The 14,841-nt window shown below is 48.0% G+C and carries 7 protein-coding genes, 20 tRNA genes and 3 rRNA genes; 29 read left to right on the top strand and 1 reads right to left on the bottom strand.

The window, feature by feature from the left end; all coding sequences use genetic code 11:
* Positions 1 to 2: 2 nt before the first annotated feature.
* The 24 genes from ACSYSK_RS03415 (at position 3) to ACSYSK_RS03530 (ending at position 7,628) form a co-directional block, all read left to right on the top strand.
* Positions 3 to 1,566 (top strand): 16S ribosomal RNA (locus ACSYSK_RS03415).
* A gap of 61 nt (positions 1,567 to 1,627) precedes the next feature.
* Positions 1,628 to 1,700 (top strand) — tRNA-Ala (locus tag ACSYSK_RS03420).
* A gap of 139 nt (positions 1,701 to 1,839) precedes the next feature.
* Positions 1,840 to 4,748, top strand: a 23S ribosomal RNA gene (locus ACSYSK_RS03425).
* Positions 4,749 to 4,820: 72 nt separating this feature from the next.
* Positions 4,821 to 4,937 (top strand): 5S ribosomal RNA (gene rrf, locus ACSYSK_RS03430).
* Together the 16S, 23S and 5S rRNA genes with 20 tRNA genes alongside form the textbook arrangement of a ribosomal RNA operon.
* A gap of 6 nt (positions 4,938 to 4,943) precedes the next feature.
* A tRNA-Val gene (locus ACSYSK_RS03435) sits at positions 4,944 to 5,016 on the top strand.
* 7 nt (positions 5,017 to 5,023) lie between these two features.
* Positions 5,024 to 5,096, top strand: a tRNA-Lys gene (locus ACSYSK_RS03440).
* A gap of 59 nt (positions 5,097 to 5,155) precedes the next feature.
* Positions 5,156 to 5,228: transfer RNA gene (locus tag ACSYSK_RS03445), tRNA-Thr, on the top strand.
* Between the two features lie 3 nt (positions 5,229 to 5,231).
* Positions 5,232 to 5,303 (top strand) — tRNA-Gly (locus tag ACSYSK_RS03450).
* Between the two features lie 21 nt (positions 5,304 to 5,324).
* Positions 5,325 to 5,410 (top strand) — tRNA-Leu (locus tag ACSYSK_RS03455).
* A gap of 13 nt (positions 5,411 to 5,423) precedes the next feature.
* Positions 5,424 to 5,497 (top strand) — tRNA-Arg (locus ACSYSK_RS03460).
* A 6-nt stretch (positions 5,498 to 5,503) separates the two neighbouring features.
* Positions 5,504 to 5,577, top strand: a tRNA-Pro gene (locus ACSYSK_RS03465).
* A 16-nt stretch (positions 5,578 to 5,593) separates the two neighbouring features.
* A tRNA-Met gene (locus tag ACSYSK_RS03470) sits at positions 5,594 to 5,667 on the top strand.
* 15 nt (positions 5,668 to 5,682) lie between these two features.
* A tRNA-Ile gene (locus tag ACSYSK_RS03475) sits at positions 5,683 to 5,756 on the top strand.
* A 16-nt stretch (positions 5,757 to 5,772) separates the two neighbouring features.
* Positions 5,773 to 5,862 (top strand) — tRNA-Ser (locus ACSYSK_RS03480).
* Positions 5,863 to 5,871: 9 nt separating this feature from the next.
* Positions 5,872 to 5,945, top strand: a tRNA-Met gene (locus ACSYSK_RS03485).
* Between the two features lie 11 nt (positions 5,946 to 5,956).
* Positions 5,957 to 6,029: transfer RNA gene (locus tag ACSYSK_RS03490), tRNA-Asp, on the top strand.
* A gap of 9 nt (positions 6,030 to 6,038) precedes the next feature.
* Positions 6,039 to 6,111, top strand: a tRNA-Phe gene (locus ACSYSK_RS03495).
* Positions 6,112 to 6,118: 7 nt separating this feature from the next.
* Positions 6,119 to 6,189, top strand: a tRNA-Gly gene (locus tag ACSYSK_RS03500).
* A gap of 21 nt (positions 6,190 to 6,210) precedes the next feature.
* Positions 6,211 to 6,284: transfer RNA gene (locus ACSYSK_RS03505), tRNA-Ile, on the top strand.
* A gap of 3 nt (positions 6,285 to 6,287) precedes the next feature.
* Positions 6,288 to 6,375: transfer RNA gene (locus tag ACSYSK_RS03510), tRNA-Ser, on the top strand.
* A gap of 3 nt (positions 6,376 to 6,378) precedes the next feature.
* Positions 6,379 to 6,450 (top strand) — tRNA-Glu (locus tag ACSYSK_RS03515).
* A 12-nt stretch (positions 6,451 to 6,462) separates the two neighbouring features.
* Positions 6,463 to 6,536, top strand: a tRNA-Met gene (locus tag ACSYSK_RS03520).
* A gap of 11 nt (positions 6,537 to 6,547) precedes the next feature.
* Positions 6,548 to 6,620, top strand: a tRNA-Asp gene (locus ACSYSK_RS03525).
* Positions 6,621 to 6,746: 126 nt separating this feature from the next.
* Positions 6,747 to 7,628 carry a YihY/virulence factor BrkB family protein gene (locus ACSYSK_RS03530; protein WP_491715531.1) on the top strand — a complete coding sequence of 294 codons (882 nt, stop codon included), beginning with the start codon at positions 6,747 to 6,749 and terminating at the stop codon, positions 7,626 to 7,628.
* Between the two features lie 162 nt (positions 7,629 to 7,790).
* Here ACSYSK_RS03530 and recX read toward each other — a convergent pair whose 3' ends face one another.
* Positions 7,791 to 8,591, bottom strand: coding sequence for a recombination regulator RecX (gene recX, locus ACSYSK_RS03535; protein WP_491715532.1), 801 nt, complete (start codon positions 8,589 to 8,591; stop codon positions 7,791 to 7,793).
* A gap of 112 nt (positions 8,592 to 8,703) precedes the next feature.
* Between recX and rlmD the strand changes: the two genes are divergently transcribed.
* From rlmD to ACSYSK_RS03560, 5 genes are all read left to right on the top strand, one after another.
* Positions 8,704 to 10,044: a 23S rRNA (uracil(1939)-C(5))-methyltransferase RlmD gene (gene rlmD, locus ACSYSK_RS03540; protein ID WP_491715533.1), complete on the top strand. Its 1,341-nt coding sequence runs from the start codon at positions 8,704 to 8,706 to the stop codon at positions 10,042 to 10,044.
* Positions 10,045 to 10,131: 87 nt separating this feature from the next.
* A complete protein-coding gene (locus ACSYSK_RS03545; RefSeq protein WP_491715534.1) occupies positions 10,132 to 10,677 on the top strand; it encodes a DUF402 domain-containing protein in 546 nt (181 codons plus the stop codon).
* A 111-nt stretch (positions 10,678 to 10,788) separates the two neighbouring features.
* Positions 10,789 to 11,802 (top strand): NAD(P)H-dependent glycerol-3-phosphate dehydrogenase, encoded by a 1,014-nt coding sequence (locus ACSYSK_RS03550; RefSeq protein WP_491715535.1) that lies wholly within the window; start codon positions 10,789 to 10,791, stop codon positions 11,800 to 11,802.
* A 46-nt stretch (positions 11,803 to 11,848) separates the two neighbouring features.
* On the top strand, positions 11,849 to 13,210 hold the full coding sequence (locus tag ACSYSK_RS03555; protein WP_491715536.1) for an ATP-binding cassette domain-containing protein: 1,362 nt from the start codon (positions 11,849 to 11,851) through the stop codon (positions 13,208 to 13,210).
* Positions 13,211 to 13,227: 17 nt separating this feature from the next.
* Positions 13,228 to 14,805, top strand: coding sequence for a peptide chain release factor 3 (locus ACSYSK_RS03560; RefSeq protein WP_491715537.1), 1,578 nt, complete (start codon positions 13,228 to 13,230; stop codon positions 14,803 to 14,805).
* Positions 14,806 to 14,841 lie beyond the last annotated feature (36 nt).

Genomic DNA, 14,841 nt, shown 5'->3' on the forward strand with positions numbered 1-14,841 from the left:
AACAAACTGAGAGTTTGATCCTGGCTCAGGACGAACGCTGGCGGCGTGCCTAATACATGCAAGTCGAACGAGAATGTGTTGGGAGTGGTACTTGTATCACGAACAAGACAGGAAAGTGGCGAACGGGTGAGTAACACGTGGGCAACCTGCCCTTAAGTTGGGGATAACACTTGGAAACAGGTGCTAATACCGAATGAGCCCATAAAGCACATGCTTTATGGGGAAAAGATGGCGTTAGCTATTGCTTGAGGATGGGCCCGCGGCGTATTAACTAGTTGGTAGGGTAACGGCCTACCAAGGTAATGATACGTAGCCGAACTGAGAGGTTGATCGGCCACATTGGGACTGAGACACGGCCCAAACTCCTACGGGAGGCAGCAGTAGGGAATCTTCCACAATGGACGCAAGTCTGATGGAGCAACGCCGCGTGTGTGAAGAAGGTCTTCGGATCGTAAAACACTGTTGTCAGAGAAGAACGAGTTCTAGAGTAACTGCTAGAGCCATGACGGTATCTGACGAGGAAGTCACGGCTAACTACGTGCCAGCAGCCGCGGTAATACGTAGGTGGCAAGCGTTGTCCGGATTTATTGGGCGTAAAGGGAACGCAGGCGGTTTTTTAAGTCTGATGTGAAAGCCTTCGGCTTAACCGGAGTCGTGCATTGGAAACTGGAGAACTTGAGTGCAGAAGAGGAGAGTGGAACTCCATGTGTAGCGGTGAAATGCGTAGATATATGGAAGAACACCAGTGGCGAAAGCGGCTCTCTGGTCTGTAACTGACGCTGAGGTTCGAAAGCGTGGGGAGCGAACAGGATTAGATACCCTGGTAGTCCACGCTGTAAACGATGAATGCTAGGTGTTGGAGGGTTTCCGCCCTTCAGTGCCGCAGCAAACGCATTAAGCATTCCGCCTGGGGAGTACGACCGCAAGGTTGAAACTCAAAGGAATTGACGGGGGCCCGCACAAGCGGTGGAGCATGTGGTTTAATTCGAAGCAACGCGAAGAACCTTACCAGGTCTTGACATCTAGTGCCAACCTAAGAGATTAGGTGTTTCCTTCGGGAACACTAAGACAGGTGGTGCATGGCTGTCGTCAGCTCGTGTCGTGAGATGTTGGGTTAAGTCCCGCAACGAGCGCAACCCTTGTTGCCAGTTGCCAGCATTCAGTTGGGCACTCTGGCGAGACTGCCGGTGACAAACCGGAGGAAGGTGGGGATGACGTCAAGTCATCATGCCCCTTATGACCTGGGCTACACACGTGCTACAATGGACGGTACAACGAGTTGCGAGACCGCGAGGTCAAGCTAATCTCTAAAAGCCGTTCTCAGTTCGGATTGCAGGCTGCAACCCGCCTGCATGAAGTCGGAATCGCTAGTAATCGCGGATCAGCATGCCGCGGTGAATACGTTCCCGGGCCTTGTACACACCGCCCGTCACACCATGAGAGTTTGTAACACCCAAAGCCGGTGGGGTAACCGTAAGGAACCAGCCGTCTAAGGTGGGACAGATGATTGGGGTGAAGTCGTAACAAGGTAGCCGTAGGAGAACCTGCGGCTGGATCACCTCCTTTCTAAGGAAAATAACGGAAACTCACACAACGAAACTTTGTTTGGTTTTGAAAGCTCTACTTGGGGGCTTTAGCTCAGCTGGGAGAGCACCTGCTTTGCAAGCAGGAGGTCAACGGTTCGATCCCGTTAAGCTCCATTGACAGGCAACTGTCAAAGCATTGTTCATTGAAAACTGAATCATTTTTATTTCTTAATAATCAACCGAGAAAAACACTGCGTAAAAATTGACGAGAACAACGTCAACTCATAACCAATTTATCGTCAGATAAATTAAAGGTTAAGTTAGGAAGGGCGCATGGTGGATGCCTTGGCACTAGGAGTCGAAGAAGGACGCAACTAACAGCGAAATGCTGCGGTCAGCTGTAAGTAAGCAATGACCCGCAGATCTCCGAATGGGAAAACCCAATAACCGTGAGGTTATTATCGCTGACCGTTAAGGTCAGTTGAAGACAGACGTGGGGAACTGAAACATCTCAGTACCTGCAGGAAAAGAAAACAACAGTGATTCCCTGAGTAGCGGCGAGCGAACGGGGAACAGCCCAAACCGAAAGACTTGTCTTTCGGGGTTGTAGGACCGAACATAGACGGTGAGGAATGTAGCTGAATGATCTGGGAAGGTCAGCCATAGAAGGTGAGAGCCCTGTAAGTGAAACACGACGAACCGGGAATCGGGATCCTGAGTACGGCGGGACACGTGAAATCCCGTCGGAAGCTGGGAGGACCATCTCCCAAGGCTAAATACTACCTAGTGACCGATAGTGAACCAGTACCGTGAGGGAAAGGTGAAAAGCACCCCGGAAGGGGAGTGAAATAGTTCCTGAAACCATGTGCCTACAAGTAGTCAAAGCCCATTTAAGGGTAATGGCGTGCCTTTTGTAGAATGAACCGGCGAGTTACGTTAAGCTGCAAGGTTAAAGTGGAAAGACTGGAGCCGTAGCGAAAGCAAGTCTGAAGAGGGCGACAAAGTAGTTTGACGTAGACCCGAAACCAAGTGACCTACCCATGTCCAGGTTGAAAGTGCGGTAAAACGCACCGGAGGACCGCACCCGTGTATGTTGAAAAATGCTGGGATGAGGTGTGGGTAGCGGTGAAATTCCAAACGAACTTGGAGATAGCTGGTTCTCTCCGAAATAGCTTTAGGGCTAGCCTCGGTATGAATGATCGTGGAGGTAGAGCACTGTTTGAACTAGGGGTCCGTCTTGGGTTACTGAATTCAGATAAACTCCGAATGCCACAGATCAATGACCGGGAGTCAGACTGCGAGTGATAAGATCCGTAGTCGAAAGGGAAACAGCCCAGATCACCGATTAAGGTCCCAAAATATGTGTTAAGTGGAAAAGGATGTGGAATTGCACAGACAACTAGGATGTTGGCTCAGAAGCAGCCACCATTTAAAGAGTGCGTAATAGCTCACTAGTCGAGTGGTTCTGCGCCGAAAATGTAACGGGGCTAAACACATTACCGAAATCGTGGATCCAACCGCAGGTTGGATGGTAGGAGAGCGTTCTAAGGGCGGCGAAGCTAGACCGTAAGGACTGGTGGAGCGCTTAGAAGTGAGAATGCCGGTATGAGTAGCGCAAGGTCAGTGAGAATCTGACCCACCGAAAGACTAAGGTTTCCTGGGGAAGGCTCGTCCGCCCAGGGTAAGTCGGGACCTAAGCTGAGGCCGCAAGGCGTAGGCGATGGATAACAGGTGGAGATTCCTGTACTGATCAGATCTGATTGAACAATGGAGGGACGCAGGAGGCAAGCGAAGCGTGCGAATGGAAATGCACGTCCAAGCAGCGAGTGCGAGTGTGAGTTAAATGTTTGCATTCAAGCAACACGAGCTGTGATGGGGAGCGAAATCTAAGTAGCGAAGGGAAGCGAGTCACACTGCCGAGAAAAGCTTCTAGTAAGGATCTGGTCACCCGTACCGCAAACCGACACAGGTAGTCGAGGAGAGTATCCTCAGGTGAGCGAGAGAACTCTCGTTAAGGAACTCGGCAAAATGACCCCGTAACTTCGGGAGAAGGGGTGCTGATCTAACGATCAGCCGCAGTGAATAGGCCCAGGCGACTGTTTATCAAAAACACAGGTTTCTGCAAAATCGTAAGATGAAGTATAGGGGCTGACGCCTGCCCGGTGCTGGAAGGTTAAGCGGATGAGTTAGCGCAAGCGAAGCTCAAAAGTGAAGCCCCAGTAAACGGCGGCCGTAACTATAACGGTCCTAAGGTAGCGAAATTCCTTGTCGGGTAAGTTCCGACCCGCACGAAAGGCGTAACGATCTGGGCACTGTCTCAACGAGAGACTCGGTGAAATTATAATACCCGTGAAGATGCGGGTTACCCGCGACAGGACGGAAAGACCCCATGGAGCTTTACTGTAGCTTGATATTGGGTGTTCGTATAACTTGTACAGGATAGGTAGGAGCCATAGAAGGCGGAACGTCAGTTTCGCCCGAGGCGTTGGTGGGATACTACCCTCGTTGTATGAACACTCTAACCCACACCGGTTAACCCGGTGGGAGACAGTGTCTGGTAGGCAGTTTGACTGGGGCGGTCGCCTCCTAAAAGGTAACGGAGGCGCCCAAAGGTTCCCTCAAAATGGTTGGAAATCATTTGCAGAGTGTAAAGGCACAAGGGAGCTTGACTGCGAGACCTACAAGTCGAGCAGGGACGAAAGTCGGGCTTAGTGATCCGGTGGTTCCGTATGGAAGGGCCATCGCTCAACGGATAAAAGCTACCCTGGGGATAACAGGCTTATCTCCCCCAAGAGTTCACATCGACGGGGAGGTTTGGCACCTCGATGTCGGCTCATCGCATCCTGGGGCTGTAGTCGGTCCCAAGGGTTGGGCTGTTCGCCCATTAAAGCGGTACGCGAGCTGGGTTCAGAACGTCGTGAGACAGTTCGGTCCCTATCCGTCGCGGGCGTAGGAAATTTGCGAGGATCTGTCCTTAGTACGAGAGGACCGGGATGGACATACCGCTGGTGTACCAGTTGTCTTGCCCAAGGCAGCGCTGGGTAGCTAAGTATGGATGAGATAAACGCTGAAAGCATCTAAGTGCGAAACTCGCCTCCAGATGAGATTTCCCATTCAGAAATGAAGTAAGACCCCTGAGAGAATAACAGGTAGATAGGATGGAAGTGGAAGTGCCGTGAGGCATGGAGCGGACCATTACTAATCGGTCGAGGACTTAACCAAGTAGCAAGCGCAGTGGAAGTCGGAAGACAGAAGAAATAAAGATGATTTAGTTTTGAGTGAGCAAAGCTCACGTGTGGTGATGATGGCACGAAGGCTACACCTGTTCCCATGCCGAACACAGCAGTTAAGCTTCGTCACGCCGAGAGTAGTTGGGGGATCGCCCCCTGCGAGGGTAGGTCGTCGCCACGCAATTATGGAGGATTAGCTCAGTTGGGAGAGCGTCTGCCTTACAAGCAGAGGGTCACAGGTTCGAGCCCTGTATCCTCCATTATCATGAGTCGTTAGCTCAGTTGGTAGAGCATCTGACTTTTAATCAGAGGGTCGACAGTTCGAGCCTGTCACGACTCATTTGTAAGATTTATTTGACAATCTTGCAATAACATGGTATAATATTTGTTGTTAAGTTTGCCGACTTAGCTCAGTTGGTAGAGCATCTGTTTTGTAATCAGAGGGTCGGGCGTTCGAATCGTCTAGTCGGCATATGCGGAAGTAGTTCAGTGGTAGAACATCACCTTGCCATGGTGGGGGTCGCGGGTTCGAATCCCGTCTTCCGCTTGTGTACCAGTTTTATTTTTTGCCGGGGTGGCGGAACTGGCAGACGCACAGGACTTAAAATCCTGCGGTGAGTGATCACCGTACCGGTTCGATTCCGGTCCTCGGCATTTTTTGTTTTATGCACCCATAGCGCAATTGGATAGAGTGTCTGACTACGAATCAGAAGGTTGTAGGTTCGACTCCTACTGGGTGCATGTTATCGGGAAGTGGCTCAGCTTGGTAGAGCACCTGGTTTGGGACCAGGGGGTCGCAGGTTCGAATCCTGTCTTCCCGATTTGCGTGTTTTTTATCGCGGTGTAGCTCAGCTGGCTAGAGCGTCCGGTTCATACCCGGGAGGTCGAGGGTTCGATCCCCCCCGCCGCGATTTACAACAGACCTTGGACCTTTAGCTCAGTTGGTTAGAGCAGACGGCTCATAACCGTCCTGTCGTGGGTTCGAGTCCTACAAGGTCCATTGTTTTGGCAGTTATGGAGGATTACCCAAGTCTGGCTGAAGGGAACGGTCTTGAAAACCGTCAGGTGGGTAAAACCACGCAAGAGTTCGAATCTCTTATCCTCCTTTATATTATCGCGGGATGGAGCAGTCTGGTAGCTCGTCGGGCTCATAACCCGAAGGTCGTTGGTTCAAATCCAGCTCCCGCAATTGTAATATTTGGTCCTATGGTGTAGGGGTTATCACGCCTGCCTGTCACGCAGGAGATCACCGGTTCAAATCCGGTTAGGACCGTTAATTAATGGCTCGGTAGCTCAGTCGGTAGAGCAATGGATTGAAGCTCCATGTGTCGGCAGTTCGATTCTGTCCCGCGCCATTGAATTGCGGGTGTAGTTTAGTGGTAAAATCACAGCCTTCCAAGCTGTTGTCGCGAGTTCGATTCTCGTCACCCGCTTACGATATATTTATCGTAAATGGGCCTATAGCTCAGCTGGTTAGAGCGCACGCCTGATAAGCGTGAGGTCGATGGTTCGAGTCCATTTAGGCCCATTTGGAGAAGTACTCAAGTGGCTGAAGAGGCGCCCCTGCTAAGGGTGTAGGTCGGTAAAACGGCGCGAGGGTTCAAATCCCTCCTTCTCCGTATGACCCGTTGGTCAAGTGGTTAAGACACCGCCCTTTCACGGCGGTAACATGGGTTCAAATCCCGTACGGGTCACTTTCATATTATCGCGGGATGGAGCAGTCTGGTAGCTCGTCGGGCTCATAACCCGAAGGTCGTTGGTTCAAATCCAGCTCCCGCAATTGTAATATTTGGTCCTATGGTGTAGGGGTTATCACGCCTGCCTGTCACGCAGGAGATCACCGGTTCAAATCCGGTTAGGACCGTAATTAGTTAAGGTGCTAGTGGTTTATTCCAGTAGCACCTTTTTTTGTAGTAAAAATTATGATCAGTGTTATTCTAAACTTGTTGGTGCACTGTTTAGCAGTCAGTTGATAGGGATGTGAAAGCTGATGGAAATTCATAAAAATAACTTGAAAAAATTTATTGCGATCATCGTTTCCCGAATTCAGTCCGTAAATTTGAGTGATGCCGCGATCGTGATGGCTTATTATTCGTTGCTGGCCATTTTTCCGGTCGTGATCTTTGTGGCTAACCTGTTACCTTTGTTAGGCTTAAAATCTAAGACCCTGCTTCCCTATTTAGCAATCGCTTTTCCTAAGACGGTTTTTCATATTTTAAAGCCGTTGATTTTAAATTTTTTGGATCATAGTTCCGGCGGGCTAGCTTCGATTACCGGTTTGTTAACTGTCTGGGCGGCCAGTCGGGGAACTAACGCGTTAAAAAAGGCACTAAACGAAGTGTACGGCGTCAGCGAGGTGACCAATGCCGTAGTTAACCGGATCTTTTCGTTTTTACTGACGTTGTTATTCGGCCTATTAGTCGGAGGGATTTTCTTATTGTATAATTTTGGTCAGTACCTTTTGGATAACGTGGCTCCGTTGTTTTCCTTGCCTATTAACTGGCTGAATTTTTTCTTACACTATAAGGTACTAACCACCTTTATGATCCTATTTTTGGTGATGTTGTTGGTGTACAAGACGATGCCCAACGCCAAAACTCACTGGCGTTTTGTCTGGCAGGGCACTTTGCTGGGGACGTTAGGGTGGATCTGTTTAACGAGTGTTTTTTCCACTTACTTAAAATACTTTGCGCGTTCCGTTTTAAGTTATGGTACCCTGGGAACTTTTATCGTGTTGTTGTTTTGGCTAAACTTTTCCAGTTGGGCGTTTTTATTAGGCGGACTGTTAAACGCCTCTTTGGAGGAGTATTTTGGTGGGAAAATCACGCCTAAAAAGCCAGTCTTGAAAAAAATAATTACTAAAGAAAATTAGGGGAAGTCATGTAAAAAAGCGGTTGGCAGTTAAGTACTAGTCTGATTTCAAACGTAGCTAGGCACAAATTCTTGTTTTTAAAAATACGATCAGACATCTCATTTACGAGTACATAAAGTTGGGACCGAGACAGAATTACTTTTGTCCCGGTCCTATTTAATATTAATCTTCTTCTTGGATGTCGCTTAAAAAATCATCAATATCACTTAAAGAAAAACCCTTGCGGTATAAACTTTGCTTGACTCTTCTAAGCCTATCGGGAAGCTCGCGGCGTGAATTGTTGCGCCAGAGCTTTCTTCCCTGCTCATAGAGCGCTTCTTGTTCTTGCTTCTCGTCTTCTTGAAGATCCAGTTTCGCCAAAATAGTAGTGATGATCTCCGTAGAATATCCTTTATTCATTAGGGTTTGGCGGATTTTGGTGAGCTGATTTCTAAACGAGTAATTGTGCAAGCGGCGTAGCGTTTTTTGGGCAATTTTACTGCCGGTTGCTACCTGCTGTTCCGCCGAAAATTGGGTCAGGGCATCGTCGATCAAATTTTGGTCGATCCCTTTTTTCTTGAGTTTAAACGCAATTTTACCCGGACCGTCGTCTGAGGTTTTGATTTGGGTGCTGACAAAACTGGAGGCGTAATTGGAATCGTCGAGTAAGTTGTTTGCTGTTAAGCGGGCGATCACCGCAGCAATCACGTCTTCTGTGACCTCATCTTTAGTTAAGCGGCGGCGGATCTCTTCTTGACTGCGCATTTGGTAGGATAAAAAATTTAACGCGCGGCTATACGCCTTGGCGCTTTTTTCCTGTTCTGTGATCTGGGCGATCTGCGTGGCGGTCAGTTGCTGTCCCTTGTTGAGGTTAAAGGAGATCAAGACGTCTTCGCTGACTGCAAAAGCGTAATGATCATCTAAATAAATGTTATAACGTCCCGGTCTTTTTTGGGTTTGAATGGAAGTGATAGTTTGTGTCATCGGTTAAACTCCTTTATAGTGGAACTAAAGTAAAACTATTCTAGCATGTTGACTGTGGTAAAAGAAAGAAGGAATTGAGCTGAATAAGCGAGAATTAGGAACAACAGTTTGGTTGACGATCAAAAAATTAGGCATCAATGGCGAGGGAATCGGGTATTACCACCGCAAGATCATTTTTGTCCCCGGCGCTTTAGTACACGAACAAGTACTGGTAAAAATTACGGCCGTAAAAGCTAATTATTTGACCGGAGAATTGGTCCGCATCAAAAAGAAAAGTCCCCACAGGGTAAAGCCGGTCGATCACTACCAAGTCGGTGGCATTGAATTAGAACACCTGGCTTACCCGCAACAGTTGAAATTTAAGCGCGACATTATCGTCCAGTCGCTCAAAAAATACCGGCCGCGGGGGTTTCAGCACTACCAGATCAAAGAAACACTGGGAATGAAAGAACCTTATCATTACCGTAATAAATTACAGTTTCAGGTGCGGCGTGCACCCAACGGGAAAATACAAGCGGGTCTTTATCAACCCAATAGTCACAAGCTGGTAAACTTGCCGACTTTTGCGACGCAAACGGACTTAACGATGAAAACGGTCCGTTTGCTGTGTCAACTACTGACTAAATGGCAGGTAGCCGCTTACGATGAACGTCATCATACGGGAATTTTAAAAACGCTGGTGATCAGGGAATCGTTTGCGACCCACCAATTGCAAGTCGTTTTTATCACTAGGACTAAACAGTTGCCGCACGCTAACGAGTTGATCGCGGAACTAGTTGAAAAGATCCCGGCGGTAATTTCCGTACTGCAAAATTATCATCCGCAAAAAACTTCGCTGGTTTGGGGCCAGGATACGTGGTTGTTATGGGGGCAAGAATACCTGACGGAAAAAATCGGGACTTTGACTTATCGTCTTTCCGCGCCGGCTTTTTTCCAGTTAAATACACAACAAACTGCCGTTTTATATCAGCAGATCGATCTGGCATTGGGCTTGGATGCAAATGACCTGCTAGTCGATGCCTACTGTGGTGTGGGGACGATCGGGTTGTACTTAGCCAAGCAGGTCAAAGCCGTTTACGGCATGGATGTGATCGCACCGGCAATTGCTGATGCCCAGCAAAATGCCCGGCAAAATCGGATCACTAACGCGCACTACGAAGTCGGAACTGCCCAAGACGTACTGGCTAAGTGGACGGCTGGCGGGATCATTCCGACGGCGCTGGTGGTCGACCCGCCGCGCACGGGTTTGACTAAGGAACTGATCGCTACGATCCTACGTTACCGTCCAGCTAAATTCGTTTACGTTTCTTGTAATCCGTCGACGCTTGCCGCCGATTTAGTTGCACTGACCACCGTCTATGACGTGGCTGATATCCAACCCGTCGATATGTTTGCACAAACGGCGCGCTGTGAGGCCGTGGTGAAATTGACCTTACGTTCGGCTCAACGCTAAACGGCTTTGCGGGGCAGCTTTTTTTTGGTATAATTAAAACGATGATGGTGTGAAAGACACCTGTGTTTATAGAAAGCTGGGAATTTGATGCGGCATTTCAATGGACCTAGGGAAGGCGAGTTCATTACGATCAAAAGTTATAAACACAATGGTAGTTTGCACCGGACATGGCGCGATACGATGGTCTTAAAGACCAGTGAAAATACGTTGATTGGCTGTAACGATCATACCTTGGTGACTGAAGCGGATGGCCGTCGGTGGTTGACTAGGGAACCGGCGTTAGTTTATTTTCACGCTAAGTATTGGTTTAATGTAGTAACGATGATCCGTGAAAATGGGGTTTCTTATTATTGCAATTTGGCCTCACCGGCTTTGTTGGACAAAGAGGCGTTAAAATACATTGACTACGATTTAGACGTGAAGGTTTTTCCCACTGGCGAAAAAAAGCTGTTGGATGTAGACGAATACCAAGAATTTGGTGCACGCTGGCACTATTCTGCTGCTATTGATAAAATTTTAAAGCATAATGTGTTAACGCTGGTCGATTGGATCAACCATCAAAAGGGTCCGTTTTCGCAGGAGTACGTTGAGATCTGGTACAACCGCTATTTAGAACTGTCACGTCGTCAGTAACGGACTGTGTTTATAGCTGTAAAAGCCTGCAATGATAATATTGTTGCGGGCTTTTTAACTGTGGTAGTGAACCTAGCAGGACTTAGTGTTACCAACAAAGGATGGATAATAATGAAAAAAAAAGTTGCGGTGTTAGGTGCTGGTTCGTGGGGAAGTGTGCTGGCGGATGTATTGGTACAAAACGGGCAAGACGTTGCGTTATGGACTAACAAACCAGAACAAGCGGCCGAAATCAACCAGTACCATACCAATCGGAAGTACCTAAAAGAGCATCACTATGACGAACGGTTGCACGCTACCAGTGAACTACCGTTTGCGTTGGCTGCCGCAGACGTGGTCTTGTTTGTGGTTCCAACCAATGCGGTGCGAACCGTCGCTCGTCAGGTAGCGCCGATTTTACAAGAACAAAAGCAGTGCCCTTTGGTAGTACATGCTAGTAAGGGCTTAGAACTTCACACTTATTTACGGCTCTCACAGATCTTAGAACAAGAGATCCCGCAAAATCAGGGGATCGTGGCGCTCTCAGGACCTAGTCATGCCGAAGAAGTAGCTAAAAAAGACCTGACACTGATCACCGCAGCTAGCCAGGACCTGCAGCAGGCTAAACAGGTGCAGGAGTTATTCATGAACGATTACCTGCGGATCTACACGAACAGTGATATTATCGGGGTGGAATTAGGAGCGGCGTTTAAAAATATTATCGCTTTAGGCGCGGGTGCACTTCATGGACTGGGGTACGGCGATGATGCCAAAGCGGCTTTGATGACGCGGGGCTTGGCTGAGATCACTCGTTTGGGAGTGGCGTTTGGCGCCGAACCGTTAACTTTTATCGGGTTATCTGGAGTTGGCGATCTGATCGTGACTTGTACCAGTGTGCATTCGCGTAACTGGCGGGCCGGTGATCAATTGGGAAGTGGCAAAAAATTAGCGGACGTTAAGGAGCAAATGGGAATGGTGATCGAAGGGATCACGACTTGTCAGGCTGCTTACGAATTAGCCCAGCAAAAAGGAATTGAAATGCCGATCACCGAAGCCATTTACCACGTGTTGTACCAGCAAGCCGACATCAAAACCGAGGTTTCAGCTTTGATGAAGCGTGAGGGCAAGTCGGAAATGGACTTTTAACCGCTTTTCAACTAAATTTATTGTGATGATTTGAGGGAAAAACAGGATGGCAAAAATCGAATTAAAATATATTACAAAAGATAATTTACTGGTAATTGGTAAAAAAGAACATGGTATTACTCCGACGTCTAAAGACCAGCGTTTTTGGGAGCTGTGTGGAATCTCTTTTGATGTGAGCGATGGCGAGGCCGTGGGAATTGTCGGCATCAACGGTGCGGGTAAATCGACGTTGTTGCAGATCATCGCGGGGCAAATGAACCAGTCGACGGGCTTTATCACCAATAATTGCCGGGGCAATTTGGCTTCGGCTACGCAGGGGTTGGTAACTAGTGAGACCGGACTGGCTAATATTCGCAAGACGATTTCACGGGCACAGATCGACAGTTTTAAAGGTGACCATTTAACCAATGGGATCATTAACTTTACCGAATTAGGTCAGTGGATCTACCGGCCAGTTGAGGAATATTCCAGTGCGATGCGGGCGCGCTTAAGTTTGGGCTTAGCGTTATACGTCCGGCCCGAGTTAGTTTTACTGGATGATATTTTTCCGCTATTGGACCAGAGTTTTTTCCATAAAACTGCTGCGCGGATCCAACGACTAAAAGACAACGGGACTTCCTTTATTATCGTGGATTCCCGGGGCTTAAACGTCGAAGCCTTTTGCGAACGGACCTTATGGTTGCATTTTGGTCAGCAACAAGACTTCGGGGCGACACGCGAAATTTTACAGCAATACCAGTACTTTGTAGATTGGTACCATAATTTAAGCTTGCCGGAACAAAACGATTATTTAGCCAAGCAACAAAAGATACAGGCAGACTTTGATATTAACCAGGTTTACGAAGAATTTAAGGCCGAGCAGTTCAAACAGGGGCGTACGCGCAAAGACGAAGCCCGTTTGCGTAAGGAATTTTACGTTAACCATGGCAGTGACCCGACAATGAAGGCCGAAACTAAGGGAAAACACGGCAGTTTATTAAAAAAACACCCGCGGACCTTGATCCTAATAGTGTGTTTGTTGCTGATCTGCGGGGGAATTTACGCTAAACAACAGCACGGCGGACACTTCGCAACTAAGGGACAAGAAAATGAATCTAGCCAGGTAGTGGCCCGCAAGAAGGCTGAAACTAGTTCACTTGCCGCGGCTAAGGAACAAAAACAAAGCAGCAGTAAAAAAGCGGCGCAGTTGCAACGACAAAAAAAGCAACAACAAGCAGCCGCGAAGGCTAGTGCCGCTAGTTCCAGTTCGGTCGCACAAGAAACGCAAACGATCAACGTTGATGACGGGGAAACTATCAGTGATTTGGCGGATAAATATTCGACGACCGTGCAAAAGATCCAGGAATTAAACGACATGGGAACTGATACCGACCTGACTGCGGGAAATGTGATCAAAGTTCCTAAATAAAAAGATGCGAGGGTAAAATGGAAACCAAGAAATTAGCACAAGAAGTGGCTAAAAGAAGAACGTTTGCGATCATCTCTCATCCGGATGCGGGTAAGACTACGATCACCGAACAACTATTATTGTTTGGGGGAGTCGTCCGGTCCGCCGGGACGGTCAAGGCTAAAAAAAGTGGCAGCTTTGCGAAATCCGATTGGATGGAGATCGAAAAAAAACGCGGGATCTCAGTTACTAGTTCCGTGATGCAGTTTGATTACGCCGGAAAACGGATCAATATTTTGGATACACCGGGACACGAGGACTTTTCAGAAGATACTTACCGGACCCTTATGGCCGTCGATTCTGCCGTGATGGTGATCGATGCGGCTAAGGGGATCGAGCCGCAGACTAAGAAATTATTTCAAATTTGTAAAATGCGCCATATTCCGATTTTTACGTTTATCAATAAGTTAGACCGCGATGGCCGCGAACCATTGGACTTGGTCGCTCAACTAGAAGAAGTTTTGGGGATCGACGCGTACGCGATGAACTGGCCGATCGGGATGGGAAAGGGTCTCAAAGGCTTGTACGACATCTACAATCACCGGGTAGAACTCTACCAAAAAGAAGATAGTAAGCGCCAATTTTTGGAATTGGATGATAAAGGAAATTTGGCGCAAGAAAATGAATTGGCGCAGGAAAGTATCTTTACTCAAGTATTAGAAGAGGTTGCTTTACTCAAAGAAGCGGGCAACCAGTTTGACGAGCAAAAGATCCTAGCCGGGCAATTGACTCCCGTTTTCTTCGGTTCGGCCTTAACTAATTTTGGGGTGAAGACTTTCTTAGAGGCTTATTTGCAATTTGCACCGGCACCGAGTGCCCATCGGACGGTGGCCGGAAAAGAAATAGTACCGACTTCTGCGGAACTTTCGGGCTTTATTTTTAAAATTCAGGCTAATATGAACCCGCATCACCGCGACCGGATCGCTTTTGTGCGTTTATGTTCCGGCGAATTTGAACGCGGCATGGACGTTACTTTGGCACGGACTAACAAGCAATTGCGGTTGGCTAATTCGACGCAGTTTATGGCCGATGCGCGTAAGATCGTTGAAAACGCGGTGGCGGGCGACATTATCGGCTTGTATGATACGGGGAATTTTCAGATCGGCGATACGATCTATACCGGCAAACAAACCGTAGAGTTTGAAAAATTACCGCAATTCACGCCCGAATTATTCGTGCGCGTCACCGCTAAAAACGTGATGAAACAAAAGTCGTTTCATAAGGGGATCAATCAGTTGGTCCAAGAAGGGGCTATTCAGCTGTACCAAAGCTACGCGACAGGTGATTATATTTTAGGAGCGGTCGGACAGTTGCAGTTCGAGGTCTTTCAGTTTAGGATGCTCAACGAATACCATTCGGAAGTAGTGATGACTCCGTTAGGGCACAAGATCGCACGGTGGATCGCACCGGAACAGCTGGATGAAAAGATGGCTAGTTCACGTAACTTATTGGTGAAAGATTTGCAAGGAAAGCCGCTGTTTTTATTTGAAAATGAGTTTGCGCAGAGATGGTTTGCGGATAAATATCCAGATGTTGAGTTACAAACGTTGTTATAATAGAGTTGGGTAAAAAAGCAGGGCTGGGACAAATCA

This window comes from Ligilactobacillus sp. ESL1201 (assembly GCF_058503265.1).

What these genes read in the sequence shown, in the direction of transcription:
- ACSYSK_RS03530 (WP_491715531.1), top strand. Translation starts at nt 6,747, where the DNA reads ATGGAAATTCATAAAAATAACTTGAAAAAATTTATTGCGATCATCGTT.
- recX (WP_491715532.1), bottom strand. Translation starts at nt 8,591, where the DNA reads ATGACACAAACTATCACTTCCATTCAAACCCAAAAAAGACCGGGACGT.
- ACSYSK_RS03545 (WP_491715534.1), top strand. Translation starts at nt 10,132, where the DNA reads ATGCGGCATTTCAATGGACCTAGGGAAGGCGAGTTCATTACGATCAAA.
- ACSYSK_RS03550 (WP_491715535.1), top strand. Translation starts at nt 10,789, where the DNA reads ATGAAAAAAAAAGTTGCGGTGTTAGGTGCTGGTTCGTGGGGAAGTGTG.
- ACSYSK_RS03555 (WP_491715536.1), top strand. Translation starts at nt 11,849, where the DNA reads ATGGCAAAAATCGAATTAAAATATATTACAAAAGATAATTTACTGGTA.
- ACSYSK_RS03560 (WP_491715537.1), top strand. Translation starts at nt 13,228, where the DNA reads ATGGAAACCAAGAAATTAGCACAAGAAGTGGCTAAAAGAAGAACGTTT.